The sequence below is a fragment of the Caulobacter sp. KR2-114 genome, assembly GCF_049446115.1.
GTDB lineage: Bacteria > Pseudomonadota > Alphaproteobacteria > Caulobacterales > Caulobacteraceae > Acaudatibacter.
The window spans coordinates 925,609-951,794 of the sequence record NZ_JBMSEC010000002.1; the positions used below are offsets into that span (position 1 = coordinate 925,609).

25 protein-coding genes and 1 tRNA gene are annotated in these 26,186 nt (G+C 70.6%); 10 read left to right on the forward strand and 16 right to left on the reverse strand.

Annotated elements, in window-relative coordinates; genetic code table 11:
• Positions 1 to 32: 32 nt before the first annotated feature.
• Together tkt and ACO2Q3_RS10580 are read right to left on the reverse strand one after the other, a co-directional pair.
• Entirely contained in the window at positions 33 to 2,168 is a 2,136-nt protein-coding gene (gene tkt, locus ACO2Q3_RS10575; RefSeq protein WP_423306533.1) for a transketolase, read from the reverse strand.
• Between the two features lie 227 nt (positions 2,169 to 2,395).
• The gene (locus ACO2Q3_RS10580) at positions 2,396 to 2,716 is read right to left on the reverse strand and encodes a hypothetical protein (protein ID WP_423306535.1); all 321 of its coding nucleotides are present in this window, start codon (positions 2,714 to 2,716) and stop codon (positions 2,396 to 2,398) included.
• Positions 2,717 to 2,819: 103 nt separating this feature from the next.
• On the opposite strand from ACO2Q3_RS10580, the gene ACO2Q3_RS10585 reads away from it, so the two are divergent.
• Entirely contained in the window at positions 2,820 to 3,098 is a 279-nt protein-coding gene (locus ACO2Q3_RS10585) for a DUF3175 domain-containing protein (RefSeq protein WP_423306536.1), read from the forward strand.
• Positions 3,099 to 3,375: 277 nt separating this feature from the next.
• On the opposite strand, the gene ACO2Q3_RS10590 is transcribed toward ACO2Q3_RS10585, so the two are convergent.
• From ACO2Q3_RS10590 to ACO2Q3_RS10620, 7 genes are all read right to left on the reverse strand, one after another.
• Entirely contained in the window at positions 3,376 to 3,804 is a 429-nt protein-coding gene (locus ACO2Q3_RS10590; protein WP_423306537.1) for a DUF3574 domain-containing protein, read from the reverse strand.
• A gap of 89 nt (positions 3,805 to 3,893) precedes the next feature.
• Entirely contained in the window at positions 3,894 to 4,448 is a 555-nt protein-coding gene (locus ACO2Q3_RS10595; RefSeq protein ID WP_423306538.1) for a hypothetical protein, read from the reverse strand.
• Positions 4,445 to 5,614 carry an isovaleryl-CoA dehydrogenase gene (locus tag ACO2Q3_RS10600; protein ID WP_423306539.1) on the reverse strand — a complete coding sequence of 390 codons (1,170 nt, stop codon included), beginning with the start codon at positions 5,612 to 5,614 and terminating at the stop codon, positions 4,445 to 4,447. Before ACO2Q3_RS10600 ends, ACO2Q3_RS10595 begins: the two co-directional genes overlap by 4 nt.
• A gap of 297 nt (positions 5,615 to 5,911) precedes the next feature.
• Positions 5,912 to 7,129, reverse strand: coding sequence for a glycoside hydrolase family protein (locus tag ACO2Q3_RS10605; protein WP_423306540.1), 1,218 nt, complete (start codon positions 7,127 to 7,129; stop codon positions 5,912 to 5,914).
• Positions 7,130 to 7,212: 83 nt separating this feature from the next.
• Positions 7,213 to 8,637: a magnesium transporter gene (mgtE, locus tag ACO2Q3_RS10610; protein WP_423306541.1), complete on the reverse strand. Its 1,425-nt coding sequence runs from the start codon at positions 8,635 to 8,637 to the stop codon at positions 7,213 to 7,215.
• Positions 8,638 to 8,890: 253 nt separating this feature from the next.
• A tRNA-Leu gene (locus tag ACO2Q3_RS10615) sits at positions 8,891 to 8,975 on the reverse strand.
• A gap of 89 nt (positions 8,976 to 9,064) precedes the next feature.
• A complete protein-coding gene (locus ACO2Q3_RS10620) occupies positions 9,065 to 9,370 on the reverse strand; it encodes a FliM/FliN family flagellar motor switch protein (protein ID WP_423306938.1) in 306 nt (101 codons plus the stop codon).
• Between the two features lie 29 nt (positions 9,371 to 9,399).
• On the opposite strand from ACO2Q3_RS10620, the gene lipB reads away from it, so the two are divergent.
• From lipB to rsmA, 7 genes are all read left to right on the forward strand, one after another.
• Entirely contained in the window at positions 9,400 to 10,110 is a 711-nt protein-coding gene (gene lipB / locus ACO2Q3_RS10625) for a lipoyl(octanoyl) transferase LipB (RefSeq protein WP_423306542.1), read from the forward strand.
• 90 nt (positions 10,111 to 10,200) lie between these two features.
• The gene (gene lptF / locus ACO2Q3_RS10630; protein WP_423306543.1) at positions 10,201 to 11,331 is read left to right on the forward strand and encodes an LPS export ABC transporter permease LptF; all 1,131 of its coding nucleotides are present in this window, start codon (positions 10,201 to 10,203) and stop codon (positions 11,329 to 11,331) included.
• Entirely contained in the window at positions 11,328 to 12,440 is a 1,113-nt protein-coding gene (gene lptG, locus ACO2Q3_RS10635) for an LPS export ABC transporter permease LptG (protein WP_423306544.1), read from the forward strand. Before lptF ends, lptG begins: the two co-directional genes overlap by 4 nt.
• A 129-nt stretch (positions 12,441 to 12,569) precedes the next feature.
• Positions 12,570 to 14,864: an LPS-assembly protein LptD gene (locus ACO2Q3_RS10640; protein WP_423306545.1), complete on the forward strand. Its 2,295-nt coding sequence runs from the start codon at positions 12,570 to 12,572 to the stop codon at positions 14,862 to 14,864.
• Positions 14,865 to 14,924: 60 nt separating this feature from the next.
• A complete protein-coding gene (locus ACO2Q3_RS10645; RefSeq protein ID WP_423306547.1) occupies positions 14,925 to 16,265 on the forward strand; it encodes a peptidylprolyl isomerase in 1,341 nt (446 codons plus the stop codon).
• Complete coding sequence (pdxA, locus tag ACO2Q3_RS10650; RefSeq protein ID WP_423306548.1) at positions 16,262 to 17,272, forward strand: 4-hydroxythreonine-4-phosphate dehydrogenase PdxA; 1,011 nt, start codon at positions 16,262 to 16,264, stop codon at positions 17,270 to 17,272. Before ACO2Q3_RS10645 ends, pdxA begins: the two co-directional genes overlap by 4 nt.
• Positions 17,269 to 18,114: a 16S rRNA (adenine(1518)-N(6)/adenine(1519)-N(6))-dimethyltransferase RsmA gene (gene rsmA, locus ACO2Q3_RS10655; RefSeq protein ID WP_423306549.1), complete on the forward strand. Its 846-nt coding sequence runs from the start codon at positions 17,269 to 17,271 to the stop codon at positions 18,112 to 18,114. Before pdxA ends, rsmA begins: the two co-directional genes overlap by 4 nt.
• Before the next feature lie 481 nt (positions 18,115 to 18,595).
• Here rsmA and gmk read toward each other — a convergent pair whose 3' ends face one another.
• From gmk to fabD, 7 genes are all read right to left on the reverse strand, one after another.
• On the reverse strand, positions 18,596 to 19,240 hold the full coding sequence (gene gmk, locus ACO2Q3_RS10660; RefSeq protein WP_423306551.1) for a guanylate kinase: 645 nt from the start codon (positions 19,238 to 19,240) through the stop codon (positions 18,596 to 18,598).
• Positions 19,230 to 20,120 carry a YicC/YloC family endoribonuclease gene (locus ACO2Q3_RS10665; protein ID WP_423306552.1) on the reverse strand — a complete coding sequence of 297 codons (891 nt, stop codon included), beginning with the start codon at positions 20,118 to 20,120 and terminating at the stop codon, positions 19,230 to 19,232. Before ACO2Q3_RS10665 ends, gmk begins: the two co-directional genes overlap by 11 nt.
• Positions 20,120 to 21,163: an endolytic transglycosylase MltG gene (gene mltG / locus ACO2Q3_RS10670; RefSeq protein ID WP_423306553.1), complete on the reverse strand. Its 1,044-nt coding sequence runs from the start codon at positions 21,161 to 21,163 to the stop codon at positions 20,120 to 20,122. The genes ACO2Q3_RS10665 and mltG overlap by 1 nt, the downstream gene beginning before the upstream one ends.
• The gene (fabF, locus tag ACO2Q3_RS10675) at positions 21,160 to 22,443 is read right to left on the reverse strand and encodes a beta-ketoacyl-ACP synthase II (RefSeq protein ID WP_423306554.1); all 1,284 of its coding nucleotides are present in this window, start codon (positions 22,441 to 22,443) and stop codon (positions 21,160 to 21,162) included. The genes mltG and fabF overlap by 4 nt, the downstream gene beginning before the upstream one ends.
• Before the next feature lie 238 nt (positions 22,444 to 22,681).
• Positions 22,682 to 22,921, reverse strand: coding sequence for an acyl carrier protein (locus ACO2Q3_RS10680; RefSeq protein ID WP_056019455.1), 240 nt, complete (start codon positions 22,919 to 22,921; stop codon positions 22,682 to 22,684).
• Positions 22,922 to 23,105: 184 nt separating this feature from the next.
• On the reverse strand, positions 23,106 to 23,846 hold the full coding sequence (fabG, locus tag ACO2Q3_RS10685; RefSeq protein ID WP_423306555.1) for a 3-oxoacyl-[acyl-carrier-protein] reductase: 741 nt from the start codon (positions 23,844 to 23,846) through the stop codon (positions 23,106 to 23,108).
• A 26-nt stretch (positions 23,847 to 23,872) separates the two neighbouring features.
• A complete protein-coding gene (fabD, locus tag ACO2Q3_RS10690; RefSeq protein WP_423306556.1) occupies positions 23,873 to 24,823 on the reverse strand; it encodes an ACP S-malonyltransferase in 951 nt (316 codons plus the stop codon).
• A gap of 144 nt (positions 24,824 to 24,967) precedes the next feature.
• On the opposite strand from fabD, the gene ACO2Q3_RS10695 reads away from it, so the two are divergent.
• Together ACO2Q3_RS10695 and ACO2Q3_RS10700 are read left to right on the forward strand one after the other, a co-directional pair.
• On the forward strand, positions 24,968 to 25,540 hold the full coding sequence (locus tag ACO2Q3_RS10695; RefSeq protein WP_423306557.1) for a peroxiredoxin: 573 nt from the start codon (positions 24,968 to 24,970) through the stop codon (positions 25,538 to 25,540).
• A gap of 11 nt (positions 25,541 to 25,551) precedes the next feature.
• Positions 25,552 to 26,181, forward strand: a complete 630-nt coding sequence (locus tag ACO2Q3_RS10700; RefSeq protein WP_423306558.1) for a hypothetical protein — start codon at positions 25,552 to 25,554, stop codon at positions 26,179 to 26,181.
• The last annotated feature ends 5 nt before the right edge of the window (positions 26,182 to 26,186 follow it).

The window sequence follows — 26,186 nt, forward strand, 5'->3', positions numbered from 1 at the left end:
TTGCAAGTGTCGTCTGATTCAGCGCCGCCGGCTCAGCCTGTCTTGGAGGAAGCCCGCTTCAGCTGGCGCCGCGCCGCCGCCAGCACGTGGTCCGGCGTGAAGCCGAACTTGCCGCGCAGGTCCTTGCCCGGCGCCGAGGCGCCGAACGCGTGCATGGCGATCACCTCGCCCTGCGGTCCGGCATAGCGGTCCCAGCCCAGGGACGAGGCCTCCTCCACCGCCACGCGGGCGGTGACCGATGGTGGCAGCACCCGGCGGCGATAGGCCTCGTCCTGGACCTCGAACAGCGACCAGGACGGCATCGACACCAGCCGCGCCCGCACCCCGTCGGCCTTCAGCTGTTCGAAGGCGGCCACGCACAGCGACACCTCCGCCCCCGTGCCCATCAGGATGATCTCGGGCTCGCCGCCGTCGTCCACGGCGTCGGCCAGCACATAGGCGCCGCGCGCCACGCCGGCGGCGCTGGCGTAGCGGCTCCGGTCGAGGATCGGGATCGCCTGGCGCGACAACACCATGCACGCCGGCTTTTCGGTCTGCGCCAGCACCGTCCGCCAGGCCTCGGCGGTCTCGTTGGCGTCGGCCGGGCGCATGACGATCATGCCTGGGATGGCGCGCAGGGCGGCCAGCTGTTCCACCGGCTGGTGCGTGGGGCCGTCTTCGCCCAGCTCGATGGAATCGTGGCTGAACACGAACACCACCGGCAGCTCCATCAGCGCCGCCAGCCGGGTCGGCGGGCGCATGTAGTCGCTGAAGATCAGGAAGGTGCCGGTGTACGGCCGCAGGTTCGACAGGGCCAGGCCGTTGGCGATCGAGCCCATGGCGTGCTCGCGCACCCCGAAATGCAGATTGCGCCCGCCGTAGCTGGCCGCCTCGAAGTCGCCGGCGCCCTCGAACTCGAGGCGGGTCTTGGTGGAGGGCGACAGGTCCGCCGAGCCGCCGATCAGCCAGGCATAGCGCGTCGCGACGGCGTTCAGCACCTTGCCCGAAGCCTCGCGCGTGGCGATGCCCTTCGGATCGGCCGCGAAGCTGGGAATGTCGGCGTCCCAGCCGTCCGGAAGCGCGCCGCGGCGCATCTGCTCAAGGTCCTTTGCCGGGCCTGGATCCAGCCCCTTCACCGCCCCCTCCCAGTCCGCCCGCAGGCGCTGGCCGCGCTGGCCGAGGGTCCTGTCGAACTGCGCGCGCACGCCGTCCGGAACCAGGAACTGGGCATCCTGCGGCCAGCCGTAGGCCTGCTTGGTCAGCCTGACCTCCTCCTCGCCCAGGGGATCGGAGTGGATCTTGGATGTGCCCTGCTTGTGCGGCGAGCCATAGCCGATCACCGAGCGCACCCGGATGAGGGTCGGCCGGCCGTTCTGCCTGTCCTGGGCGGTCTTGCGGAAGGCGGTCACCGCATGGGCGAAGGCGTCGGTGTCGTTGGCGTCGGCGACGTCCAGGGTGGCCCAGCCGTAGGCCTGGAAGCGCCGGGCCACATCCTCGTCGAAGGCCAGGGACGTGCCGCCCTCGATGGTCACGCGGTTGTCGTCGTAGATCCAGCAGAGGTTCGACAGCTTCAGATGGCCGGCGATCGAGGCCGCCTCGCCGCTGACGCCTTCCATCATGTCGCCGTCGCTGCACAGGGCGTAGACGCTGTAGTCGAAGATCGTCCGGCCGGGCGTGTTGAACCGCGCCTCCAGCCAGCGCTCGGCCATGGCCATGCCGACGCTGTTGGCCGCCCCCTGGCCCAGGGGTCCGGTGGTGGTCTCCACCCCGGTGGTCAGGCGGTACTCGGGATGGCCGGGGCAGACGCTGTCCAGCTGGCGGAAGGCCTTGATGTCGTCCAGGCTGACCGCCGGCCGGCCTTGCGGCCGGCCCTCCTGGTCGACGGCCTCGACCCCGGACAGGTGCAGCAGGGCGTAGAGCAGCATCGATCCGTGGCCGGCCGACAGCACGAAGCGGTCGCGGTTCGGCCAGGTCGGGTCCTTCGGGTCGTAGCGCAGGAAGCGGGTCCAAAGCGTATAGGCCACCGGCGCCATGCCCATGGGCAGGCCGGGGTGACCGGACTGGGCCTTCTGCACGGCGTCGATGGCGAGGGTGCGGATGGTGTTGATCGCCGTCTGGTCGATGTCATTGGCCACGGGCGCGCCGGCGGACGACGCGCCCCGTTGCGGGTTCAGGCTGACCGCGGTCATGGCGACGGCTCCCTGGGCGTTGGCTTGCACGGCTTGGCGCGCGCCGGCGCCCGGACGACGCGCTTGACGGCAACGGACCGCCGGGCGGCTTGTTCCTGGCCGCGGCGGCGGAATTCGGTTTCAGGCCGGAGACCTTCCAGGCGCGAGGCGATCGTCCTCTGTTCCCCTGGCGTCCTCTGTTCCCCGGCGTCCCTGTTCCCGGCGTCCCTGTTCCCGGCGTCCCGGCCCTAGCGCCGGGGGATCGACGTCACGTCGACCGTGTCGTTCTCGGCGTACTCGTCGCCGCGGGCCGCCAGGTCGTCGTCCTCGGGGTCGGCCAGGACCTCGTCCTGTTCGGCGTCGATGATCTCGTCGTCGTCCATGTCCTCGGCGATCCGCGCCTCGTCGTCGTCCTCGTCGCCCTCGGCGGCGGTGACGTCCAGCAGGTCGGGCAGTTCCTCGAACGTGCCCCGGCCGTCATCGCCGACGCCCAGGGTCTCCTCGTCGAAGGCTTCGGCGGCGTCCTGATCGTCCGCCTCGCCGTCCGTTTCGGGAAATTCGTCGGCCATGGCCCGCTCCTGCAAAAGCTTGGGTCCTTAGAACCCCGGCCGGGAGACGATGTTCCGAAACGGCGCCGTGGGGGCGGGCGTTCGTCCAGCGAAGGAGACGATCATGCCAAGCCAACGCAAGTGGTCCGCCGAGGTCACCGAACACAGCGACGCCCTGAACCTGAAGAAGCACATCTTCGAGTCCGACGCCCCAAAGGCGATCGCCCTGTCGCTGAAGCGGTCCGCCGAGCACAGCGACCGGCGCAAGGCCGAGCCCTACCGCTCGGCGATGTCGATGCTGACCTTCTACATCAACCGCGCCGGCAAGAATCTCGATGCGAAACACCGCCAGACGCTGGAAGCGGCCAAGGACGAGCTGCGCCAAGCCTTCGGGCGGAACTAGAGACGTCTGTAGGCGCCGGGGATGCACACATCCGAAGCGGGGCGCACTCGTGTTCCTTCTCCCCCTGCGGGAGAAGGTGGCCGCCGCAGGCGGTCGGATGAGGGGTTGATCGTCTTCTCAGATTAGCTTGCTCGCGCTTGTGCTCAGCTGACCAGACGCGCTGCCCGACCCCTCATCCGTCTTGCTGCGCAAGACACCTTCTCCCGCAAGGGGAGAAGGGCTACTGGCGCGGCCCGCCAGGACAGGATGTGTGAAGCGCCTGGCCTTTGAGCGAAGCCTAGAAGCCCACGCAGGCGGGGGATTCGATGACGTCCGCCTTGGCGTCGTGGAACTGTTCGCGCCAGGCGTCGCGGATGGCGTGCACCCCGTCGCGCTCGCGGTCGCCGCCGGTCAGCAGCACCAGCACGGTGTGGGCCGGCACCCGGGCGAAGGGCGAACGGTCGCCCTCGGCATAGACGTGGTCCGCCGCCAGGCTGCCGGGAAAGCGCGGCTCGACCTCGCGGTCGACGAAGGCGCGCCAGTCGGCCTGGCTGATCTCGGCGGCAGGGCCCGTGAGCACGATCTCGGCGCTCACCGCAGGATGCAGGTTGGCGGGGCACGCGGGCGCGGCGGCGCGGGTTGCGACGGGGCGGGCGGCCACGGGGTTGGCGGCCAGCGGGCCGGCGGCGATCACGGCCAGGGCGAGAGCGAGCTTGAGGGCGGTCATGGCGTCTGCTCCGATTCGCGACACGTGACGGGCAGGCTAGCAAGGCTCGCGCCACAGGCGTGTCGCGTTCCCCTCTCAGGCGAGCCCGGTCATGGGAACTGGTCGTAGCCGCCCAGGATGCGGATCACCTCGGCCAGGCGGCGGGCGTCGGGTCCGGCGCGGTGGGTCAGCGGATAGCGCCCGTCGGCGGCGCTCTGGGCCGCCTCGGCGTCCTCGGCGGTGGCGGCCAGATCCTCCAGCACAGGGTCGACCAGCTGGATCTCGAACGGCACGCTGCGCCGCGCGCCGGCGGCCAGCACCCCCAGCCAGACGTCGTCGAGGCCGCTGTCGGAGACCACGCGCAGCGGACGGGCCATGGCGGCCAACTCGCGCAGCACCTCGTGCGGGGTGCGGCCGCGGCCGAGCGCCTCGTCGAGGCTGATGCCATGCACCGCCTCGGCCGCAGGGTCCCAGCCCCAGGTCAGCCACTCCTCGGTCGGCCGGATCAGCCAGGCGCGGGTGTCGCCGCTGGCGACGCAGGACAGGCCGACCTCCACCGGGAAGGTCCTGTGCCCCACCCCGGGCAGGCCGGACGCCTCGAAATCGATCGCCGCCAGCGCGCCCAGGCCGCAGCTGCGCCACCAGGCTGCGGCCGGGTCGATCACCCGGCGCCGACCAGTTCGCGGCCGATCAGGAAGCGGCGGATCTCGTTGGTCCCGGCGCCGATGTCGTACAGCTTGGCGTCGCGCAGGAAGCGCTCCACCGGGAAGTCCTTGGTGTAGCCGGCGCCGCCCAGCGCCTGGATCGCCTCCAGCGACACCTTCACCGCGTTCTCCGAGGCCATCAGGATCGCGCCCGCCGCATCGAAGCGGGTCGTCCGGCCGGCGTCGCAGGCGCGGGCGACGGCGTAGACGTAGGCGCGGGCGGAATTGAGGGCCACGTACATGTCGGCGACCTTGCCCTGCATCAGCTGGAAGGTCCCGATCGGCTTGCCGAACTGCCGGCGCTCGCGCACGTATGGCAGCACCACGTCCAGGCAGGCCTGCATGATGCCCAAGGGACCGGCAGAGAGCACCGCGCGCTCGTAGTCGAGGCCGCTCATCAGCACCCCGGCGCCGCCGTTCAGCGGGCCCAGCACGTTCTCTTCCGGGACCTCGCAGTCCTCGAACACCAGCTCGCCAGTGTCGGAGCCGCGCATGCCCAGCTTGTCCAGCTTGCGGCTGACCGAGAAGCCCTTGAAGTCCTTCTCGATCAGGAAGGCGGTGACGCCGCGGCTGGCGTGCTCGGGATCGGTCTTGGCGTAGACCACCAGGGTGTCGGCGTGCGGCGCGTTGGTGATCCAGAACTTGGTCCCGTTCAGCACGTAGCGGTCGCCGCGGTGATCGGCGCGCAGCGACATGCCGATCACGTCGGACCCGGCGCCGCTCTCGCTCATCGCCAGGGCGCCGACATGCTCGCCGCTGATCAGCGCCGGCAGATAGCGGCGCTTCTGCTCCTCGGAGCCCCAGCGGCGGATCTGGTTGACGCACAGGTTCGAGTGGGCGCCGTAGCTGAGGCCGATGGAGGCCGAGGCGCGGCTCACCTCCTCCATGGCCACCACATGCTCCAGATAGCCCAGCCCCAGGCCGCCGAAGTCCTCTTCGACGGTGATGCCGTGCAGGCCCAGCGCGCCCATCTCGGGCCACAAGGTGCGCGGAAAGGCGTTGGAGGCGTCGATGTCCGCCGCGATCGGCGCGATGCGATCGGCGGCGAAGCGGGCGGTGGTCTCACGGATGGCGTCGGCGGTCTCGCCGAGGCCGAAATCCATGAAGGGGCCTTGGTTCGGGATCATGCGAGCGGGTTAGCACGGGCGCGTGTGGCGCGCGGCAGGTTTTTGAACCACGAACCACACGAACCACACGAACGCGTGCGCCGATCGCCCCTGGCTCATTCCGGCGAAGCCGGAACCCAGGCAAAGCTCACCGCCGACGGGACATGGGGCGCGAAACAGCGGCTATCGCCCCGACATTGGTGGAAAGGCGGCCGCCGTTGCCTGGGCCCCGGCTTTCGCCGGGGTGAGCATATGTTGGGATGACACCCGTTCGTGTGGTTCGTGTGGTTCGTGGTTCCCAAGCGGACCGATCGAACCTCACGCCTCCGCGCGGTCGTCCCCCGTCACGGCTTCGGCGGCCGGGGTTTCCTTGGGCGGTTCGGACTTGGCCGTGTCCGGGCCCGCCAGGCGCATCAGCAGCTGGTAGACGGCGATGGCGGTGAAGGCGATGCCGATCAGGCCGGCGCCCAGGCCGAACACCACCGGGTCCAGGCCGCCGATGCTGCCGGCGGCCGGGGTCTTGAAACCGAACTTCACGGCGGCGGCGAACAGGGCCAGGCCCAGGAAGGCCAGGCCCGCCCACACCAGCACGCTCACCGGCTGGCGGCGCACGGGGGGCTTGGGTGCGGGCGTGAAGGCCAGGTCCGGCTCCGCGGCCGCCACGTCGGCGATCACCGGCGCGCCGGGCACCGTGTCGATGTCCCGGGCGATCTCCTCGTGCGTCGCCTCGATCGGCGGCGGCAGCTCGTCCTGCGCCGCGGGCGGCGGGGCGACGACCGGCCGGGCCTCGGGTTCGGGCGTCGGCAGCGGATCGCGGACCGGCGCTTCCAGCACCGGCGCGGCGCTGGGCTCGGCGGCCAGGGCCTCCAGCCGGCGGGCCAGGGCGGCGGCGGCGGTCTCGGTGGCGGTCGGGCCGGTGTCCTCCAGCGGGACCAGCGGCGAGGCCGACACCCGCTCGGCGATGGCGCGCTCGCCCGACAGCTCGGTCTTCAGCACCGCCGGGGTGCTGGTCAGGGTGAACGGGGCGACGTCGTAGTCGATCTTGGGCGGCAGCACCGGGCTGGGCGCCGGGGCCCAGGCGTCCACCGGCTTGAGGAACAGGCTCTTCTCATAGGCGCGGCGGCGCACCAGGGCGTCGACGACGATGCGCTCGCCCTCGAAGTCGGCGCGGCGCCACAGCTCCATGGCCAGGGCGGCCTCCAGCATGCGGCCTTCGTTGATGCGGCGCAGGGTGGTGGAGCGGCGGAAGTTCTCCAGCCCGATGTTGAAGGCGAACGACACCAGGGCGTCGAACTGGTTCTGGTTCAGCGGAGCGTAGGTCCACTCGTTCACCGCGTGGGCCACGTTGATCAGGTCGTACAGCAGCAGCGCCTCGGCGTCGGCCTCGGCGATCTCGGTCCCGGAACGGGCCGTCTTGGTGTGGCCGTAGCCGATGGTCCAGCGGCCGTCGTCGAGCTCCGCGGCCTTGCTGCGGAAGCCCTCGAAGCGCTTGATCAGGTTGATCGCCGCGCGGGAGATCTGATGCCTGGGTGTCATCGCCTCTGACCCGGAATGGAACACTGGGCGCAATCGCCCACCCCCGCCCGGCAAGGTCCGGGCCACGCCCTAGATAGGGCGGGCTAGAGCAGAATCATGGCGGCGATCGCCAGCACGGCGAAGAAGCCCATGAAGTCGGTCAGGAAGGTGATGAAGATCGACGACGACACCGCCGGGTCGCGTCCCATCTTCTCCAGGGCCAGCGGCACCAGGATGCCGCCCACCGCGGCGGTGAAGATGTTGGCCACCAGCGCCAGGCCCACGGTCAGGGCCAGCTTGGGATCGTGGTAGAAGAACGTCACCGCCGCCCCCATCGCCAGGGCCACGATCAGGCCGTTGATGATCCCCGCCCCAAGCTCGCGCCAGATGATCCGCGCCGTGTTGGAGGCGTTCATCTCGCGTGCGGCCAGCGCACGCACGGCGACCGCCAGGGTCTGCGTGCCGGCGTTGCCGCCGACTGACGAGACGATCGGCATCAGCACCGCCAGGGCGACGATCTTGGCCACCTCGTCCTGGTAGAAGGCGATCGCCCCGACGGCCACCGCCTCGGTCGCCAGGTTCAGCACCAGCCACAGCAGCCGCGAGCGGACGATGCCGAACATGGTCGCGTCGCGGCCGGCGTCGGACACCCCGGCCAGGGCCAGCATGTCCTCCTCGCTCTCTTCCTGGATGACCCCGACCACGTCGTCGACGGTGATCTGGCCCACCAGTCGCCCGCCCGGCTCGACCACCGGGGCCGAGATCAGGTGGTACTTGTCGAAGATGTAGGCGACTTCCTCCTGGTCCATGTCGACCGGGATCTCGGTCACCGGCTCCATGATGTCCGACAGGCGCGCGTCGCGCGGCGCGCGCAGCAGGCGGCTGAGCGAGGCCCCGCCCAGCGGGCGGTTGGCCGGGTCGACCACATAGATGTCGAAGAACTGTTCGGGGATGTCGTCCCCGCCGCGGCCGACGTAGTCGATAGCCTGGCCGACGGTCCAGAACGACGGCGCCGCCAGCACCTCGCGCTGCATCAGGCGGCCGGCGGACTCTTCCTCATAGGCCAGGGTCGTCTCGATCGCCGTGCGCTCGACATCGGGCATCGCGGCCAGCACCTGGGCCCGCTTGTCCTCTTCCAGGTCGTCGACCACGTCGGCGGCGTCGTCGGAATCGAGATCGCCCAAGGCCTTGGCCAGGGTGGCCGGCGCCACCGCCTCCAGCACCTCCTCGCGGATCGAGCCCTCGAGCTCGGCGAGAATGTCGGCCAGGTCTTCCGGGGCGATGTGCGGGACGATCTCCTCGCGATAGTCCGCCGACAGGAACCCCATCAGGTCGGCGACGTCGGCGGGGTGCAGGGCCGCCAGCAGGTCACGCAGCCGCTCCCCGTCGCCACGGTCCGCCGCGCTGACCACCAGATCCACATAGTCGGCGTTGAGGGCGTAGTCCTCGTCGAGGGCCAGGTCTTCCAGGTCCTCCTCGGGAGGGACCTTGGGATCCAGTTCGGCGGAATCGGCGGCGTCGTGGCTCAAAAGCCCCTCCTCCCGAACTGAGTTCAGCGTTGCGTTGCTACGACCTTGTCGTCCCTGATGGTTTCATTGGCGCGGCCGCACGGGGCGCCGAACCAATGGCGACTGGCCTTTAGGCCAAAACTCGGCGGCGGCGCAACCGGCTGGCCGCGACAGGCTGAATTTACCGGCATGAAGCGTCGTAGCGCCTTGGTTCGACCATGCGGCGCCCGAGCCCCGGCATGGAATCCTGCGAAGCCCGAAGGGCGAAGCAGGATGGTGCGGTCGAGAAGACTCGAACTTCCACGGGTTGCCCCACAGCGACCTCAACGCTGCGCGTCTACCAATTCCGCCACGACCGCATCGTGGTAAGGCGCGGGGGTTAGCAAACGCCGCGACGCTTGTGAAGGGCGTGCGCCGGAATGTCCCGCCGCGGGAGAAATTAAGCGCCTCAGTAGGCCGAACCGGCCATGAAGTCGTAGACGTCGGCGGCGCGGGTCACCGAGATCGAGATCTTGTCGTCGCTGATCAGGATTTCGCCGCGGGCCACCGGATGGTTGTTGGCCAGGATCCAGACCTCGTCGTTGGCCTTGGCGTCCAGCGGAATGACCGCGCCGCGGCCCATCCGCAGCAGCTGCTGCATGGGCAGGGTCGAGCGCCCCAGCACCACGGAGATCTCGACATTGACCGCGTTGACCTGGCTCACGAACGCAAACACCTCCGACGGGAGTGCGGACGACCCGGCTGATTTGCCGATGACGCCGCGAGCCCCCACATTGCCCCCCGATGCTTGACCGCTCGTTAAACATGCCGCCCGTCTTCGCCCGTTCCGACGGCCGTCCCGTGGAATGGAAGGTGTCGTCCGGCCTGGTGGACTACCCCGAGGCCGTGGCGGCCATGGAGGCGCGCGCCGAGGCGATCGCCGAGGGCCGGGCGGGCGAGCTGGTGTGGCTGCTGGAGCATCCGCCGCTCTATACCGGCGGGGTTTCCGCCAAGCCGCAGGATCTGCTGGAGCCCGACCGCTTTCCGGTGTTCGCCAGCGGCCGCGGCGGGCAGTACACCTATCATGGTCCCGGCCAGCGCGTGGCCTATGTGATGCTGGACCTGCGCGAGCGGCAGCGCGACGTGCGCGCCTTTGTCGCGTCGCTGGAGGCCTGGGTGATCGCCGCCCTGGCGCGGTTCGGCGTCGAGGGCCAGATCCGGGAGGGCCGGGTCGGCGTCTGGGTGGAGCGCAAGGGGCCCGGCTTCCAGCGCGAGGACAAGATCGCCGCCATCGGCGTGAAGCTGCGCCGCTGGATCAGCTTCCACGGCATCAGCCTCAACGTCGAGCCGGACCTCGGCCACTTCGACGGCATCGTGCCCTGCGGCGTGACCCAGCATGGGGTCACCAGCCTGGTCGACCTTGGCCTGCCGGTGACCATGGACGAGGCCGACGCGGCGCTGAAGGCGGCGTTCGAGGAGACGTTCGGCCCGACGGCCGTTGTCCCCGCGTCCTGAGGTCGGCGCCACCGCGCCGGTTGTGCCGGCGCGGGCGGCGGGTTTACTAAGGGTCCCGCCCCGGCGCCCGAGAAGCCTCGCAAACTCCGCATGCGCCTCATCGAACGCTATCTGTTTCGCCAACTGCTGGGCCCCGCCCTGCTGGCGACGGCGGCGCTGACCGGGATCGCCCTCTTGACCCAGATGCTGGCGGGCATCGACCTGCTGGTAAAGGACCGCCAGACGCCGCTGATCTTCGCGCAGGTGACGCTGCTGGCCATGCCGCAGCTGGTGGTGATGATCCTGCCGGTGGCGCTGCTGGTGGCGGCGCTGATCGCCTTGAACCGGCTCCACACCGAACAGGAGATTGTCATCTGCTTCGCCGGCGGCATGAGCCGCTGGCGCGTGGCCTCCCCGGCCCTGCGGCTGGCGGCGCTGGTGGCCGTCGCCTCGCTGGTGCTGTCGCTGTGGATCCAGCCGCTGTGCTACCGCGCCATGCGCGAGGTGCTGCGCGACGTGAAGAGCGACCTGGCGGCGACCATGATCAAGCCCGGCCAGTTCACCCACCCGGCGAGGGGCCTGACCGTCTATGCCCAGGCGGTGGACGACGACGGGCTGATCCACAACCTGTTCATCAACCAGGACAACGGCCGCGGCCGCGAGATCACCATCACCGCCCAGGAGGGTCGGTTCGAGGCGCGCGGCGGCCTGCCGATCCTGATGATGCGCCACGGCGCCAACCAGGAGTTCTCCCGCACCGGGGTGCTGAACGTTCTGGCGTTCGACGAGTACGCCTTCGACCTGCGCAGCCTGGCGCCGCAGCGCGAGGCGGTGAACTACAAGCTCTCGGACCGCTATCTGCACGAGCTGTTCTTTCCCGACCTCAGCCGCGCCTGGGAGCGGTCCAACCGCAAGAAGATGCTGGCCGAGGGCCACGCGCGGCTGGCCGGGGCGCTCTACAACCTGGCCTTCATGGCCATGGCCCTGGCCGGGGTGCTCGGCGGGCCGTTCAGCCGGATGGGCTATGCCCAGAGGATCGGCGCGACCGCCGGCGCCGCCCTCGTGCTGCGCACCCTGGGCTTCGCCGTGCAGGCCCTGGCGGCCAGCGCCCCGGCGGCCAACCTGGCGCAGTATCTGCTGCCGCTCGCGGCGGTGGCGGCGTCGGGCTTCGTGCTGTTCGCGCCGCTGCGCCCGCCGGCCGCCCGCGCCCTGCCCGCGCGGCTGCCGGCCGTGCCGGCATGAGCGCCGGCGTCAGCGGCGTTGGGCGCATCCAGCGCTATGTGCTGGGACGCACCCTGCTGGGTGTCGGCGCCGCCTTCGCGGTGATCGCCTCGGTGATCGTGCTGGTGGATTTCGTCGAGCTGTCGCGCACCCTGGGCGGGGTGGTCGACCTCAGCTTCGTCCAGCTGCTGGCGCTGACGGCGCTGAAGTCGCCGGCGGTGATCCTCAAGCTGCTGCCGTTCATCTTCCTGTTCGGCACCATGGGCGCCTTCGTCACCCTGAACCGGCGCAGCGAGCTGGTGGCCATGCGCGCCGCCGGCATCTCCGCCTGGCGTTTCGTCGCCCCGGCCGTGGGCGCGGCGTTCGCCGTGGGCGTGCTGACCGTCACGGCGCTGCATCCGGCGGCCGCCTGGCTGGCGAACCGCTACGAGGACCATCGCGCCGGCCTCCTGGACGGTCGCCAGGGCGCGACCCACGACATGTGGCTGCGCCAGGGCGATGCGCGCAACCAGATGGTGATCCATGCGGACGCCCACGACCTGGTGCGCGAGACCATCCGGCTGAAGGGGGTGTCGGTCTATCTGCAGAGCGCCGGACCGGGGGGCGAACTGATGGTCTCGCGGCGGCTGGAGGCGGCCCAGGCGGACCTCGTGCCCGGCGCCTGGCGGCTGAGCGACGTGCGCGAGGCCCTGCCGGGCGCGCAGTCGGTGCGCGCCGAGCGCCTGGAACTGGCCTCCGACCTCGACCTGCGCAGTGTGCTGGAAAAGGTGGAGTCGCCCGAGGGCGTGCCCTTCTGGCGCCTGCCCGGGACCATCGCCCGGGCGCAGGCCTCCGGCTACGCTGTCGCGGGCTACCAACTGCGCCTGCACCAGTTCCTGGCCGAGCCGCTGCTGTTTGCGGCCATGGCGCTGCTGGCGGCGGCCTTCTCCATGCGGCTGATGCGGCTGGGCGGGTTGGCGGGGCTGGCGATCCTGGGGGCGGCGGTGGGCTTCGTGGTGTTCTTCGCCAACCAGCTGTGCGGCGCCCTGGGCGCGGCGGGCCAGCTGCCGCCGGCGCTGGCGGCCTGGGCGCCGCCGGTGCTCGCCTTCCTGTCCGGGGTGACGGTGCTTTGTTATACCGAGGACGGCTGACTCGCGAGCGTGCGCTCAGGGCCGCTGAGGGGGCGCATTGCCGCCGCAGTCGTGCCATAGGTCGCCAAAGGTGGAGTGGACGCCCGGTCCGAAGGATCGGCGCCGGTGGGATCGAGGGGTCGCGTGGGGATGAATGCCAGCCAATCGGCGCGCGGCGGAGCCAGGGCCGCCTGGCTGACGGGCGCCGCCCTGGCCCTGCTGGCCGGCGGGCCGGCCCTCGCGGCGCCGGAGCCGGACCCGTCCCTGCCCTCCAGCCAGGTCCCGCCGCCCAAGGTTATCACCCCGCCGGCGCCCGACGACGGCCTGCAGGGCGATGGCTTCTATCTCGAGGCCGACGTCCTGACCCAGGACAACGTCACCCGCCACTACACCGCCACCGGCGCCGTCGAGGCCCGCTATAACGGCAAGGTGCTGCGCGCCGAGAGCGTCGAGTACGACGAGACCACCGGCGTGGTGACGGCCCGCGGTCACGTGCAGATCATCAATCCCGACGGCACCGCCGAATTCTCCGACGCCGCCACCCTGGACAAGGACTTCAGCGCCGGCGTGGCCCTGGGCTTCTCCACCCGGCTGCAGAACGGGGTGAAGATCGCCGCGGCCACAGCCACGCGCGAGAACGACCAGGTCACCCGCCTGCGGGACGCGATCTACACCCCTTGCACGGTCTGCGCCGACGACGGCAGCCACAAGCAGCCGACCTGGTCGATCAAAGCCAGCCAGGTGGTGGAAGACAAGAAGCGCCAGCTGGTCACCTACCACCACGCGGTGGTGCAGGTGCTGGGCGTCGGCATTCTGTACCTGCCGGTGATGTGGACCGCCGACCCGTCGGCGGAGCGCAAGTCAGGCTTCCTGACGCCGTTCGCCACCTATTCGCAGAAGCGCGGCCTGTCGTATTCGCAGTCCTGGTACCAGGTGATCAGTCCCTCGCAGGACATCACCATCACCCCGCAGATCAACACCGCGGTGAACCCGTTCGTCAGCGTCGACTGGCGGCGGCGGTTCTATTCCGGCTCGATCGACGTGCGGGCGGGCTACACCTACGAAAAGGACTTCGACTCGCACGGCAACCTGTTTGGCAGCCTGACCTCGCGCAGCTACATCCTGGCCAAGGGCGCGTTCGACATCACGCCGTACTGGCACTGGGGCTTCACCGCCGAGCGCGCCTCCGAGCCGCTGATCTTCGACAAGTACGACGTCTCCAGCGTGTTCATCGAACGCGGGCTCTATGCGGCCGACGACCGGCGGCTGATCTCTCAGGCGTACATCACCCGCCAGGACCAGCTGTCGTACTTCTCGGCTGCGGCGATCAGCGTGCAGGGGCTGCGCGCCGACGACATCAACAAGACCTTCCCGCTGATCGCGCCGGTGGTCGAGGCGCACTACGAGCTGCCCAGCGACATCCTGGGCGGCCGCCTGCGGTTCGACGGCAGCGCCGTGCTGCTGAACCGCGACCGCGATCCGAACAACCCGCTGGAACAGGGTATCGACAGCCGGCGCGCCTCGGGCGGGCTCGACTGGCGCGGGGCCCTGACCTTCGCCAACGGCCTGCGCGTGGAGCCGTTCTTCCAGGCCCGCGCGGACCTCTACAGCATCAGCAACCTGCCCGCGCCCTACAGCCCCAACGCCACCATCGGCCGCGGCTTCGTCACCGGCGGGGCGGACATCAGCTATCCGCTGATCAAGCAGTCCGGCGACATCACCTGGGTGCTGGAGCCACTGGCGCAGATCGCCCTGTCGCCGAACGCCAGGCAGGACCCGCGCATCCCCAACGAGGACAGCCAGGTCTGGGAGCTGGACGAGACCAACCTGTTCCAGATCAATCGCTCGCCGGGCTATGACCTGTTCGAGGCCGGCCAGCGCTTCACCGTCGGCGGCCGGGCCAGCGCCTTCCTGGCCGACGGGCGCAGCGCCAGCGTGATGCTGGGCCGCAGCTTCCGCGCCAACGCCGACCCCGCCCTGCCCGCCAGCACCAGCCTGTCCACCCAGTCGTCGGACTATGTGCTGGCCGCGGAAGTCACGCCGCTGCAGGGCATCCACCTGTTCTCGCGCTGGCGACTGGGGGCCAGCGACCTGGCCATCCACCGCCTGGAAGTGGGCGGCGACTTCGCCACCAGCCGGGTCAGCGGCTACGTCCGCTACCTGGAAGAGGTTCAGGCCCCCACCGGCGGCAACTTCCGCGGCCTCGATTTCCACACCGACCTGTGGGCCAACAAGCACTGGGGCCTGTCGCTCTACGGGGTGCGCAATTTCGACACCGACCAGTGGCTGCGGCGCGACGTGGGCATCGTCTATCGGGACGACTGCATCCGGGTCGAGGTCATCTATCGCAGCGACGAAACGACCAATGGGACACTTGGTCCCTCCAAGTCCGTGGTGCTGCGCCTAACGCTCGCCACATTGGGCAATTCAGGCTACAGGCCCTAGGCAACACCTCGCGCGGCCCTCGGACGCGCGAGCCTAATGGTATGAGGACGTTCGATATTCATGCGCTGGCTTGGTAGGATCGCGGGCGCGGGCGGCGCTGTTCTGGGCATGGCGATCGTCGCCTGTCCGGCTGGCGCGCAGGACGCTGGCGGAGCGGCCGCCGCGCCGCAGCAGGCGGCCCCGCAGCAGCAACAGCAGCCTCAAGGCCTGTCGGAATCGGTGGTGGTGACCGTCAACGACGACATCATCTCCAGCTACGACATCATCCAGCGCATGCGCCTGCTGATCGTCACCTCGGGCATCCAGATCACCGACCAGAACCTGCCGGAGCTGCAGCGCGAGGCGCTGCGCTCGCTGGAGGACGAACGCCTGGAGCTCCAGGAGCTGCGCCGCGAGAGCAAGGAACAGAAGTTCGACCTGATCGCCAGCGACGACGAGGTCAACGACGAGATCAACGACATCGCCCGCAGCAACAACACCAACGCCGACGGCCTCCTGAACCAGCTGGCCTCGCAAGGGGTGCAGCCGGAGACCTTCAAGGCCCAGCTGCGCGCCGAGATCAGCTGGCGCGGCTGGATCCGCGGCCGCTACGGCTCGCGGGTGAAGGTCAGCGAGGACCAGATCAAGGCCTACCAGGACCGCATCGCCGCGGAGTCCGGCAAGCCGCAGTACCAGGTCAGCGAAGTCGTGGTCGACGACGCCCGGGTCGGCAGCGCGCAGCAGGCCCTCACCGGCGCCGCCCAGCTGATCGACCAGCTGCAGAAGGGCGCGCCGTTCGCCGCCGTGGCCCGCCAGTTTTCGTCCTCGCCCACCGCCGCCAACGGCGGGGATGTGGGTTGGGTGACGCACGGCCAGATGCCGCCGGAAGTCGACGCCGCCCTGGAGCAGATGCGTCCGGGCCAGCTGTCGCAGCCGATCGCCACCAAGGACAGCGTGTACATCGTGCTGCTGCGCGACAAGCGCGCCGGCGGCGCCTCCACCCTGGTCAGCCTGCGCCAGGCCGCCATCGCCCTGCCCGCCACCGCCACCGACGACCAGGTCGCCGCCGCCAAGGCCAAGCTCGAGGCGCTGCGCGCCCGGGTGAACGGCTGCGACACCCTGCAGGTGCAGGCCGGCAAGATCGAGGGCGTGATCTACGGCGACCTCGGCGAGGCGGAGGTCAAGGACCTGGCCCCGGCGTTCCAGCAGGCGGCCGAGCAGCTGAAGGTGGGCGAGGTCTCCGAGCCGCTGCGCACCGACGCCGGCATGCACCTGATCGCGGTGTGCAACAAGCGCCAGCCCGGCCAGGACCTGGCAAACCACGACGAGATCGAGAACCGGCTGGTCGGCCAGCAGCTGGCGATGATCGCCAAGCGGTACCTGCGCGACCTGCGCAACTCCGCGACCATCGAGACGCGGTGACGGCGGCGCCGCTCGCGGTCACGCTGGGCGATCCGGCGGGCATCGGGCCTGAGATCATCGTCAAGGCGTGGAGCGCCCTGCGCCATGAGGGCCCCGCCTTCGTGGTGCTGGGCGACGCCCGCGCCCTGGCGTCGGCCTCCTCCGCGGGGGCGGCGATCATCCGGCCGGTGGGTCTGCCGGCCGAGGCCGCCGCCGTGTTCGAGCAGGCTCTGCCCGTGCTCGACCTGCCGCTGAACAGCGCGGTGATCGCCGGCCAGCCCTCCGCGGCCGCGGCGCCGGCCATCGTTCGCTGGATCGAGACCGCCGCGGGCCTGGCCCTGTCCGGCGTGGTGTCGGGCGTGGTCACCGCGCCGATCGCCAAGGCGCCGCTGTACGAGGCCGGCTTCGGTTTTCCCGGCCACACCGAGTTCCTCGGCGAACTGACCGCCGCCGCCAGCCACCCCGGTGCGCGCGGGCCGATCATGATGCTGACGGCGCAGGACCTGCGGGTGACCCTGGTGACCATCCACGAGCCGCTGGCCAGCGTACCGTCGCTGCTGACCGTGGAACGCATCGTCAACGCCGGCCTGGTCACCGCCCAGGCCCTGGTCCGGGACTTCGGCATCCGCACGCCACGGCTGGCCGTCACCGGCCTCAATCCGCATGCCGGCGAATCCGGCTCGATCGGCCGCGAGGAGGTGGACGTGATCCGCCCCGCGATCCGCGTGCTGCGCGACCAGGGGGTGGACGCCACCGGCCCCTACCCGTCCGACAGCCTGTTCCACGCCGAGGCCCGCACCCGCTACGACGCGGCGCTGTGCATGTACCACGATCAGGCGCTGATCCCGGTGAAGATGCTCGACTTCTGGGGCGGGGTGAACGTCACCCTGGGCCTGCCGATCATCCGCACCTCGCCGGACCACGGCGTCGGCTTCGACATCGCCGGCCGCGGCGTCGCCCGCCCCGACAGCCTGATGGCCGCCATCCGCCTGGCCGCGCAGATGGCCGCGCGCCGCCACGGACGATGAGCGCGCCTGCGCCGCCGGACGGGCTCGACGACCTGCCGCCGCTGCGCGATGTGCTGGCCGGCGCCGGCCTGTCGGCCGACAAGCGCTTCGGCCAGCATTTCCTGCTGGACCTCAACGTCACCCGCAAGATCGTGCGCCTGGCGCAGCTGGGCCCCGACCAGCCGGTGATCGAGGTTGGCCCCGGTCCCGGCGGCCTGACCCGCGCCCTGCTGGAGGCCGGTCTGCGGGTGATCGCCGTGGAGAAGGACCCGCGCTTCCTGCCGGTGCTGGCGCAGCTGGCCGCCGCGGCGCCTGGCCGGCTGACGGTGGTGGAGGCCGACGCCCTGGCCGTGGACGAGGCCGCCCTCGCCGGCGGCGGGCCGGCCAGCATCGTCTCCAACCTGCCGTACAACGTCGGCACGCCGTTGCTGGTGAAGTGGCTGACCGGCGCGTTCCGGCCGGTGTCCATGACCCTGATGTTCCAGAAGGAAGTCGCCGACCGCATCGCCGCCCCGCCGGGCGGGCGCGACTACGGGCGGCTGGGCGTGCTGGCGCAGGCCCTGTGCCACGCCGAGAAGGTCATGGACCTGCCGGCCCGCGCCTTCACCCCGCCGCCGAAGGTGGCCTCCGCCGTGGTCCGCCTGACGCCCCTGGCCGAGCCGCCCCCTGCGGCCCTGGTCGACGCCCTTCAGACGGTCACCGCCGCCGCCTTCGGCCAGCGCCGCAAGATGCTGCGCTCCAGCCTCAAGGTGCTGGGCGGCGAGGCGCTGTGCGAGGCCGCCGGCCTGGACCCCAATGCCCGCGCCGAGACGGTGCCGGTGGCGGGCTTCCTGCGGCTGGCGGCGGTGATGGGCAAGCGATAGCCCCTCTTCCCCAAGAAGGTGGGGGAAGTGTCGCCCAAGCGAAGCGGGCGACGATGGGGTGCGAAGGGTGTGAGGGCTCGGCGTCCCGGAACGGGTCGAAGCGTCGATGAAGGCGACCAGCCGCAAATGCCAGCGTCGGCCGGGGACACGTCCCCCATCGTCGCCCGCCTCGCTGCGCGCGGCATTGGCGACACTTCCCCCGCGAGCGGCTAGGCGATTCACACATCTCGATGCCGGGTTCTGAAAGCCTTCTCCCCTTGCGGGAGAAGGTGTCTTGCGCAGCAAGACGGATGAGGGGTCGGCACGCCTTTCCGGTTGGCGCAGCGCCGTCGTCGCCAAGATAGTCACGAAGGTTCCATCAACCCCTCATCCGACCCGCTGACGCGGGCCACCTTCTCCCGCAAGGGGAGAAGGCAGGAGTTACAGGGCCCCTTCGCCGATGTGTGCATCCCCTAGCCGCGAGCGGGGGAAGAGAATTTCGTCAGATCTTCTCCGCCGTCAGCCGGGCCACGAAGGGTTCGATCCAGGTGTTGCGGGCCCGGCGCAGGCGCTCGGCGTGGTAGATGTGCGCCAGCTCGGCGTAGGCCCGGTCGAAGTCGTCGTTGAGGATCAGGTAGTCGAACCGGCCCCAGTCGGCGATCTCGGTCTTGGCCCGCGCCAGGCGCATGGCGATCACCTCTTCGGAGTCCTGCGAGCGGGCGTGCAGGCGCCGGCTCATCTCCGCCAGCGACGGCGGCAGGATGTAGACTTTCACAGCGTCGTCAGGGGAATAGGCGCTGATCTTCATCGCCCCCTGAAAGTCGATGTCGAACAGCACGCTCTCGCCCCGCGCCAGCGAGGCCATGATCGGCCCCTTGGGGCTGCCGTAGTAGTTGCCGTAGACCTCGGCCCACTCCAGGAACTCGTCCGCCGCGGCCATGCGCTGGAACTCCGCGCGGTCGACGAAGTGATAGTCCCGGCCTTCGTGCTCACCGGGGCGCGGCGCGCGGGTGGTGGCCGAGATCGACAGGTGCAGGTCCTGGTGGTCGGCGACCAGCCGTCGGGTCAGCGAGGTCTTGCCCACCCCCGACGGACTGACCACCATCAGCATCAGCCCCCGGCGTTCGAGGGGCGTTTCATTCGACATTCTGAATCTGCTCGCGGAGTTGATCGATCGCGGCCTTCAAGGCCAGGCCCACGGCGGTCAAGGCGGTGGTGGCGCTTTTCGAGCACAGGGTGTTGGCCTCGCGCATGAACTCCTGGGTCAGGAAGTCCAGGCGGCGGCCCTGAGCGCTCGCCTCGGCCATCAGGGCGCGGGCGGCGGTGACGTGGGTCTTCAGGCGGTCCAGTTCCTCGCGCACGTCCGCCTTCAGCGCCAGGGCGGCCGCTTCCTGGACGATGCGTTCGGGGGTGGCGGATTCGCCGGCCAGCTCGGTCAGCCGCCGGGAGACGCGCTCGTTGATCGCCCGCACCTGGGCGGCGGCCTCGGCCTCCGCCTGGGTCGACAGGGCCTCGATCTGGTCCACCAGGCCGGCCAGCACGGGCGCCAGCGCCCGACCCTCGTCCTGGCGCGCGGTCTTCAGCCCATCCAGCGCCAGCGCCAGGCTGGCGGCCATGGCCGCCTCGACGGCGGCGCGAGTTTCGGGGTCGTCGGTGTCGTCGCCGGTGTCGATCACCCCGCGCAGGGCCAGCATGCCGTCCATGCGCGGCTGGCTGGCCAGCCCGGCCAGGACGTATTCCTCGGCGATCTTCAGATAGCGCTCCAGCACCTCGCGGTTGACCCGCCCGCCGCCCTGGCCGTCGGCGCGGCGCGCCTGGACGTTGACGGTCAGCTGCCCGCGCTGGAAGCGCTGCTGCGCCAGTTCGCGGGCGGCGCGCTCCAGGGCGTCGAAGCCGGGCGGGCCGCGGAAGCGCACCTCCAGGCTGCGGCCGTTGACGCTACGCGCCTCGACCGCCCAGCTCCACTCGCCCAGCGCGCCCTCGTGGCGCGCAAAGCCGGTCATGCCGGACAGGCTCGCCCCCGCCATCAGTGGCCGCCCCCGGCCTTGCCGGCGTGCTCGAGGGCCCGCAGATGCGAGACCCCCTTGGTGTGCTGCTCGAAGGTCGACGAGAAGGTGTGGCCGCCGGTCCCGTCGGCGACGAAGTACAGCTCGTCGGTCTGCGGCGGATCCAGCACCGCGGCCAGCGACGCGCGGCCCGGATTGCAGATCGGCGTCGGCGGCAGGCCCTGGATCACATAGGTGTTGTACGGCGTCACCGAGGCGCGCTCAGACACGCGGATGCCGTGGCCCAGGGGCCGGCCGCGGGTCAGGCCGTAGATGATGGTCGGGTCGCTCTCCAGCTTCATGCCCTTCTGCAGCCGGTTGATGAACACCGCCGCCACGCGCGGGCGCTCGTCGGCCTTGGCCGTTTCCTTCTCGACGATGGAGGCCATGATCACCGCCTGGTCCGGCGACTGGTAGGGCAGGCCCTGGCGGCGGTGGTCCCACAGGGTGGCCAGCAGCTTGTCGCGATCGTCCATCATCCGCTGCAGCACCGCCGCGCGATCCTCGCCGCGGCGCACCTCATAGGTCTCCGGCAGCACCGAGCCCTCGGGCGGCACCGGCGCGCTGCCGGTAAGGAACTCGGACGACTGCAGGATGTCGACCACCATCTCGGAGGTGAGGCCCTCGGGAATGGTCACCAGGTGGCGCACCACCTTGCCGTCGCGGATCAGGCCGATGATCGTGGCCATCGAGGCGCGGCTGGGGATCTCGTACTCGCCGGCCTTCATGCGCTTGGCCGCGCCGGTGGCTTCCGAGGCGGCGATGAAGATGGCGCTGGAGCCGATCACATGCGCCTGCTTCAGGCAGGAGGCGATCTCCGGCAGGCTGGCGCCCTGGCGCAGGACCACGTCGGTGGACGCCCCCTGGTGCGCCTTGGGGCCTGGCCCGGCGTACACCCACAGCACCCACAGCACGACCAGAAGCACGCCGGCGCCCAGCACCGCCAGGGCGCTGCCGCCCATCGCCATCAGCCGGCGCGCGGGAGTCACCGCGGCGGAACGTCGATAGCGTGGCGCGCGGCTCACGGCGCCTTCTTGAAGATGACCGAGGCGTTGGTGCCGCCAAAGCCGAAGCTGTTGGACAGGGCCACGTCGATCTTCATCGGCTTGGCGACGTTGGGCACCAGGTCGATGGCGGTCTCGACCGAGGGATTGTCGAGATTGATGGTCGGCGGCGCGATCTGGTCGCGCAGGGCCAGGATCGAGAAGATCGCCTCGATCGCCCCGGCGGCGCCCAGCAGGTGACCGGTGGCCGACTTGGTGGACGACATCGCCACCTTGCCCGCGGCCTGGCCCAGCAACCGCTCGACCGCGCCCAGCTCGATCTCGTCGCCCACCGGCGTCGAGGTGCCGTGGGCGTTGATGTAGTCGATGTCGGCGGGCTCCAGCCCGGCGTGGCCGAGCGCGGCCTCCATGGCCCGGTAGCCGCCGTCGCCGTCCTCGGCCGGCGAGGTGATGTGGTAGGCGTCGCCCGCCAGGCCGTAGCCGATCACCTCGGCGTAGATCTTGGCCCCGCGCTTCCTGGCGTGCTCGTACTCTTCCAGCATCAGGCAGCCGGCGCCCTCGCCCATGACGAAGCCGTCGCGGTCCTTGTCATAGGGGCGCGACGCCTTTTCCGGCGTGTCGTTGAAGCCGGTGGACATGGCGCGGCAGGCGATGAAGCCGGCGATGCCGATCGGACAGATCGAGGCCTCGGCCCCGCCGGCCAGCATCACGTCGGCGTCGCCGTACTGGATCAGCCGCATGGCGTCGCCCACGGCGTGGGCCCCGGTGGCGCAGGCGGTGACCACCGCGTGGTTGGGGCCCTTGTAGCCATAGCGGATCGACACCTGGCCGGAGGCCAGGTTGATCAGCGCCGAGGGGATGAAGAACGGGCTGACCCGGCGCGGGCCCTTCTCGTGCAGTTCGATGGCGGTCTCGGCGATGGTGGCCAGGCCGCCGATGCCCGAGCCGATGATCACACCGGTGCGCTTGCGCTCGGCCTCGTCCTCGGTCGCCCAGTCGGCGTCCCGCACCGCCTCGTCGGCGGCGGCCATGGCGTAGAGGATGAAGTCGTCCACCCGGCGCTGGTCGCGCGTGCTCATGGTCTGGTTGGGATCGTACGACCCCGGCACGTCGGGCCCGCCGCCGCCGCGGCCATCCACGCGCGGCACCTCGCACGCCACCTTGCAGGCGTAGTCGGTGGGATCGAAGGCGCTGATTCGTCCTGCGCCGGACTTGCCGGCCAGCAGGTTCTTCCAGCTGGTGTCGACGCCCCAGCCGAGGGGCGTGACCATGCCAATTCCGGTAACGACGACGCGACGCATGGGTATCGGTGACTCTCCCTGGGGACGACGGCCCCCTCTAGGTGGGCCGGCTTGTCTCGGTCACAAAGGCTAGAGCAAATCGCACGGCGGGCCAGCATCCGTTTTCACAGCGCCGCCTCGGCCCGGACGCCGGCGCTGCGCGAGATCCGGACTCCGGCCGAGATCCAGAATCACGAACGCCGCGCGCATCAGCGAAGCTGACACGGCGCGGCGCGTGAAAGGACGTCAGGAAGCCTGATCAGGCGCCCAGGCGCTCGCCGATGAACTTCACGGCGTCGCCGACCGTCTGGATATGCTCGGCCGCGTCGTCCGGGATCTCGATGTCGAACTCTTCTTCGAAGGCCATGACCAGCTCGACGTTGTCGAGGCTGTCAGCGCCCAGGTCGTCGATGAAGCTGGCCTTCTCGGTCACCTTTTCCGGGTCGGCGTCCAGGTGCTCGATGACGATCTTCCGCACGCGCTCAAGGATGTCGGACATTCAGCTCAAATCCCTCGTTCAGGTTGGCGCCCGGCGGCGGGGTCTCCCAACGCTCCGCGGCACGGATAAACTCAAATAGTGGGGGCCCGGCGGGCCGCCCGGAAGTCCAGTCTTGGTTTCGGCTCCCGCCTAGCATGTTCCTTTTGGCGAGACTAGCGCATCGCAAGCGCCGTGAGGCTCCGCTTCAGATCATCGCCATGCCGCCGTTGACGTGCAACGTCTGGCCGGTGACGTAGGCGGCCTCGCTGCTGGCCAGGTAGACGCACGCCGCGGCCACGTCCTCGCCCGAGCCCAGGCGGGCCAGCGGGATCGTGCCCATGATCTGCGTCTTCTGGGCGTCGGTCAGGGCGTCGGTCATCGGGCTTTCGATGAAGCCGGGCGCGACGCAGTTGACGGTGACGTTGCGGCTGGCGACCTCCTGGGCCAAGGCCTTGGAAAAGCCGATCATTCCGGCCTTGGAGGCGGCGTAGTTGGTCTGGCCGCCGTTGCCCATCACCCCGACCACCGAGGTGATGCCGATGATCCGTCCGGAGCGGCGCTTCATCATGCCGCGCAGCACAGAGCGGGACAGGCGGAAATAGCTCTCCAGGTTCACCCTCAGGACCGTCTCCCAGTCCTCGTCCTTCATCCGCAGCAGCAGGCCGTCGCGGGTGACCCCGGCGTTGGACACCAGGATGTCGAGGTCGTGGCCGGCCGCAGCCTCGGCGGCGGCCACCAGTCCGTCCACGGACGCCGGATCGGCCAGGTTGGCCACCGCGATGCTGGCGCGCCCGCCCAGCTCGCCGGCGAGGTCCTGCAGCGCCGATTCGCGGGTGCCGGACAGCACCACGTGCGCGCCCTGGGCATGCAGGCCGCGGGCGATGGCCCCGCCGATGCCGCCAGAGGCGCCGGTGACGAGGGCGGTCTTGCCGGAAAGATCAAACATCGTGCAGTCCCGTCGGATGAGGGCCGTCAGAGCGAGGCGGCGAAGGCTTCGAGGTCGGCGGGGGCGTTCAGGGCCACGCCTTCCGCATCGGGGGCGATGCGCTTGACCATGCCGGTCAGCACCTTGCCGGCGCCGGCCTCGGCGAAGCGGGTGACCGCGCCGCCGTCCTCGGCCGCCAGCCATTCCATGCTTTCGCGCCAGCGCACCCGGCCGGTGACCTGTTCCACCAGCATCCGGCGGATCGCTTCCGGGTCCAGGGTCGGGCGGGCGGTGACGTTGGCCACCAGCGGCGCGCGCGGCGCGGCGATGGTCACCGCGGCCAGGGCCTCGGCCATCTCGTCGGCGGCCGGCTGCATCAGCGGGCAATGGAAGGGGGCGGAGACGTTCAGGGGGATGGCCCGGGTGCCCAGCGCCTTGGCCGCCTCGATGGCCTTGTCCACGGCCGCCTTGGCGCCGGAGATCACCACATTGCCGGCGTTGTTGTCGTTGGCCACCACGCAGACTCCGACGCTCGAGCCTTCCTTGGCCGCCGCCTCGGCCAGGGCCACGTCGGTCTTGGGTCCGATCAGCGAGGCCATGGCCCCCTGCCCCACCGGCACGGCCCGCTGCATCGCCTGCCCGCGGAGCTTCAGCAGACGCGCGGTGTCCGACAGGCCGATCGCGCCCGCCGCGGCCAGCGCCGAATACTCGCCCAGCGAATGGCCGGCGACGAAGGCGGCCTTGTCGATGCCGACGCCGAACTCCTTCTCCAGGGTGCGGATCACCGCCAGGCTGACGGCCATCAGCGCCGGCTGGGTGTTCTCGGTCAGGGTCAGGTCCTCGATCGGCCCTTCGCGCATCAGCTTGCTCAGGTGCTGGCCCAGGGCGTCGTCCACCTCCTGGAACACCTCGCGCGCGGCGGCGAACGCCTCGGCCAGGTCCGCGCCCATGCCCACGGCCTGGCTGCCCTGTCCCGGAAAGATGAAGGCGAGGGTCATGGCCGCTCCCTGATTTGCTTTGTTCTGTCGCCGGGAGGGTTAGGCGATCGCTCCGGCCGGAGCAAGGGAGGGCGATTTCGGCTTGGGGGCCACAGGGGCGCGGCGCATACTGCGCCCGAGGGCAGGTTCAGGAAGGACGACATCATGAGACTCATCCCCGGCAAACGCGGGCTCGCCGCAGCCGCCGCCGCGATGGCCGCCTCGACCCTGCTGGCGGGGCCGGCCATGGCCCACCTGGCGGTCGGCGCCCCCGCCCCGGCCTTCACCGCCCCCGGCTACCAGGCCGGCAAGCCGCTGACTTTCGATCTGAAGGCGGCGCTGAAGAAGGGTCCGGTGGTGCTGTACTTCTTCCCGGCCGCCCACACCTCCGGCTGCAACGCCGAGGCCCACCTGTTCGCCGACGCGGTGGACCAGTTCAAGGCGCAGGGCGCGACGGTGATCGGCGTCACCTCCGGCAACCTCGACCAGCTGGCCGCCTTCTCCGCCGAGACCGAGCATTGCTCTGGCAAGTTCCCGGTGGCCTCCGACCCCAACGCGGCCATCGCCAAGACCTACGATTCGGGCCTGATGCTGCGCCCGGGCTGGTCGAACCGGGATTCCTACGTGATCGCCCCCGACGGCAAGATCCTGTTCGTCTATTCGGACCTGAACCCCAACCAGCACGTCGCCCTGACCCTGGACGCCGTGAAGAAGTGGCGCGCCGAGCACCCCAAGTAAGGACTCTGACGATGTCGTCCTCCTTCGACGCGCTGCTGGACGTGGCCGGCGGCGCCCTCGGGCCGGGCTTTGCCGGCGCCCTGCCCGATATCGGTGGGGCGGCGCGCACGCGCGAGCTGGAACAGCTGCTGGGCCACCGGGACGGCTTCCTCGCCTTCGAGGACGCCCTGCTGGTGTTCCCGGTGGACGCCCCCACCCGCCGGCTGGACCTGGTGCGGCTGAACAACGGCGACTGGACGGCGGGCTACTGGCATCGCTGCGAGGGGCTGCTGTTCTTCGCCGCCGACGCCCTGGGCGACCTGTTCGCCCTGCAGGGCGACAAGGTGGTGCGGTTCGTCAGCGAGACCGGCGTGGTCGAGCCGATGGCCGACGACCTGCCCGGCTGGGCCGCCCGGCTGCTGGCCGATCCGGCCGGCGAGGCCGGCTGGCCCTTCGCCCACGCCTGGGCCGCGGCCCACGGGCCGCTGGAGGAGGGCTCGCGGCTGACCGGCAAGCGGCCGTTCGTGCTGGACGGCGCCTTCGACCTCGACAACCTGCAGCAGCGTCCGCTGGCCGAGATCCTCGACTACCGCGGCAACCTGGCCACGCGCCTGCACGAGGCCCCGCCGGGCGCCATCCTGCACATGCCGACGCTGAGCTAGCCTTC

What these genes read in the sequence shown, in the direction of transcription:
- ACO2Q3_RS10580 (WP_423306535.1), bottom strand. Translation starts at nt 2,716, where the DNA reads ATGGCCGACGAATTTCCCGAAACGGACGGCGAGGCGGACGATCAGGAC.
- ACO2Q3_RS10640 (WP_423306545.1), top strand. Translation starts at nt 12,570, where the DNA reads ATGAATGCCAGCCAATCGGCGCGCGGCGGAGCCAGGGCCGCCTGGCTG.
- lptF (WP_423306543.1), top strand. Translation starts at nt 10,201, where the DNA reads ATGCGCCTCATCGAACGCTATCTGTTTCGCCAACTGCTGGGCCCCGCC.
- ACO2Q3_RS10700 (WP_423306558.1), top strand. Translation starts at nt 25,552, where the DNA reads ATGTCGTCCTCCTTCGACGCGCTGCTGGACGTGGCCGGCGGCGCCCTC.
- ACO2Q3_RS10600 (WP_423306539.1), bottom strand. Translation starts at nt 5,614, where the DNA reads ATGATCCCGAACCAAGGCCCCTTCATGGATTTCGGCCTCGGCGAGACC.
- ACO2Q3_RS10645 (WP_423306547.1), top strand. Translation starts at nt 14,925, where the DNA reads ATGCGCTGGCTTGGTAGGATCGCGGGCGCGGGCGGCGCTGTTCTGGGC.
- lptG (WP_423306544.1), top strand. Translation starts at nt 11,328, where the DNA reads ATGAGCGCCGGCGTCAGCGGCGTTGGGCGCATCCAGCGCTATGTGCTG.
- gmk (WP_423306551.1), bottom strand. Translation starts at nt 19,240, where the DNA reads ATGTCGAATGAAACGCCCCTCGAACGCCGGGGGCTGATGCTGATGGTG.
- ACO2Q3_RS10680 (WP_056019455.1), bottom strand. Translation starts at nt 22,921, where the DNA reads ATGTCCGACATCCTTGAGCGCGTGCGGAAGATCGTCATCGAGCACCTG.
- ACO2Q3_RS10665 (WP_423306552.1), bottom strand. Translation starts at nt 20,120, where the DNA reads ATGGCGGGGGCGAGCCTGTCCGGCATGACCGGCTTTGCGCGCCACGAG.
- fabF (WP_423306554.1), bottom strand. Translation starts at nt 22,443, where the DNA reads ATGCGTCGCGTCGTCGTTACCGGAATTGGCATGGTCACGCCCCTCGGC.
- rsmA (WP_423306549.1), top strand. Translation starts at nt 17,269, where the DNA reads ATGAGCGCGCCTGCGCCGCCGGACGGGCTCGACGACCTGCCGCCGCTG.
- ACO2Q3_RS10605 (WP_423306540.1), bottom strand. Translation starts at nt 7,129, where the DNA reads ATGACACCCAGGCATCAGATCTCCCGCGCGGCGATCAACCTGATCAAG.
- lipB (WP_423306542.1), top strand. Translation starts at nt 9,400, where the DNA reads ATGCTTGACCGCTCGTTAAACATGCCGCCCGTCTTCGCCCGTTCCGAC.
- fabD (WP_423306556.1), bottom strand. Translation starts at nt 24,823, where the DNA reads ATGACCCTCGCCTTCATCTTTCCGGGACAGGGCAGCCAGGCCGTGGGC.
- ACO2Q3_RS10590 (WP_423306537.1), bottom strand. Translation starts at nt 3,804, where the DNA reads ATGACCGCCCTCAAGCTCGCTCTCGCCCTGGCCGTGATCGCCGCCGGC.
- ACO2Q3_RS10585 (WP_423306536.1), top strand. Translation starts at nt 2,820, where the DNA reads ATGCCAAGCCAACGCAAGTGGTCCGCCGAGGTCACCGAACACAGCGAC.
- fabG (WP_423306555.1), bottom strand. Translation starts at nt 23,846, where the DNA reads ATGTTTGATCTTTCCGGCAAGACCGCCCTCGTCACCGGCGCCTCTGGC.
- ACO2Q3_RS10695 (WP_423306557.1), top strand. Translation starts at nt 24,968, where the DNA reads ATGAGACTCATCCCCGGCAAACGCGGGCTCGCCGCAGCCGCCGCCGCG.
- tkt (WP_423306533.1), bottom strand. Translation starts at nt 2,168, where the DNA reads ATGACCGCGGTCAGCCTGAACCCGCAACGGGGCGCGTCGTCCGCCGGC.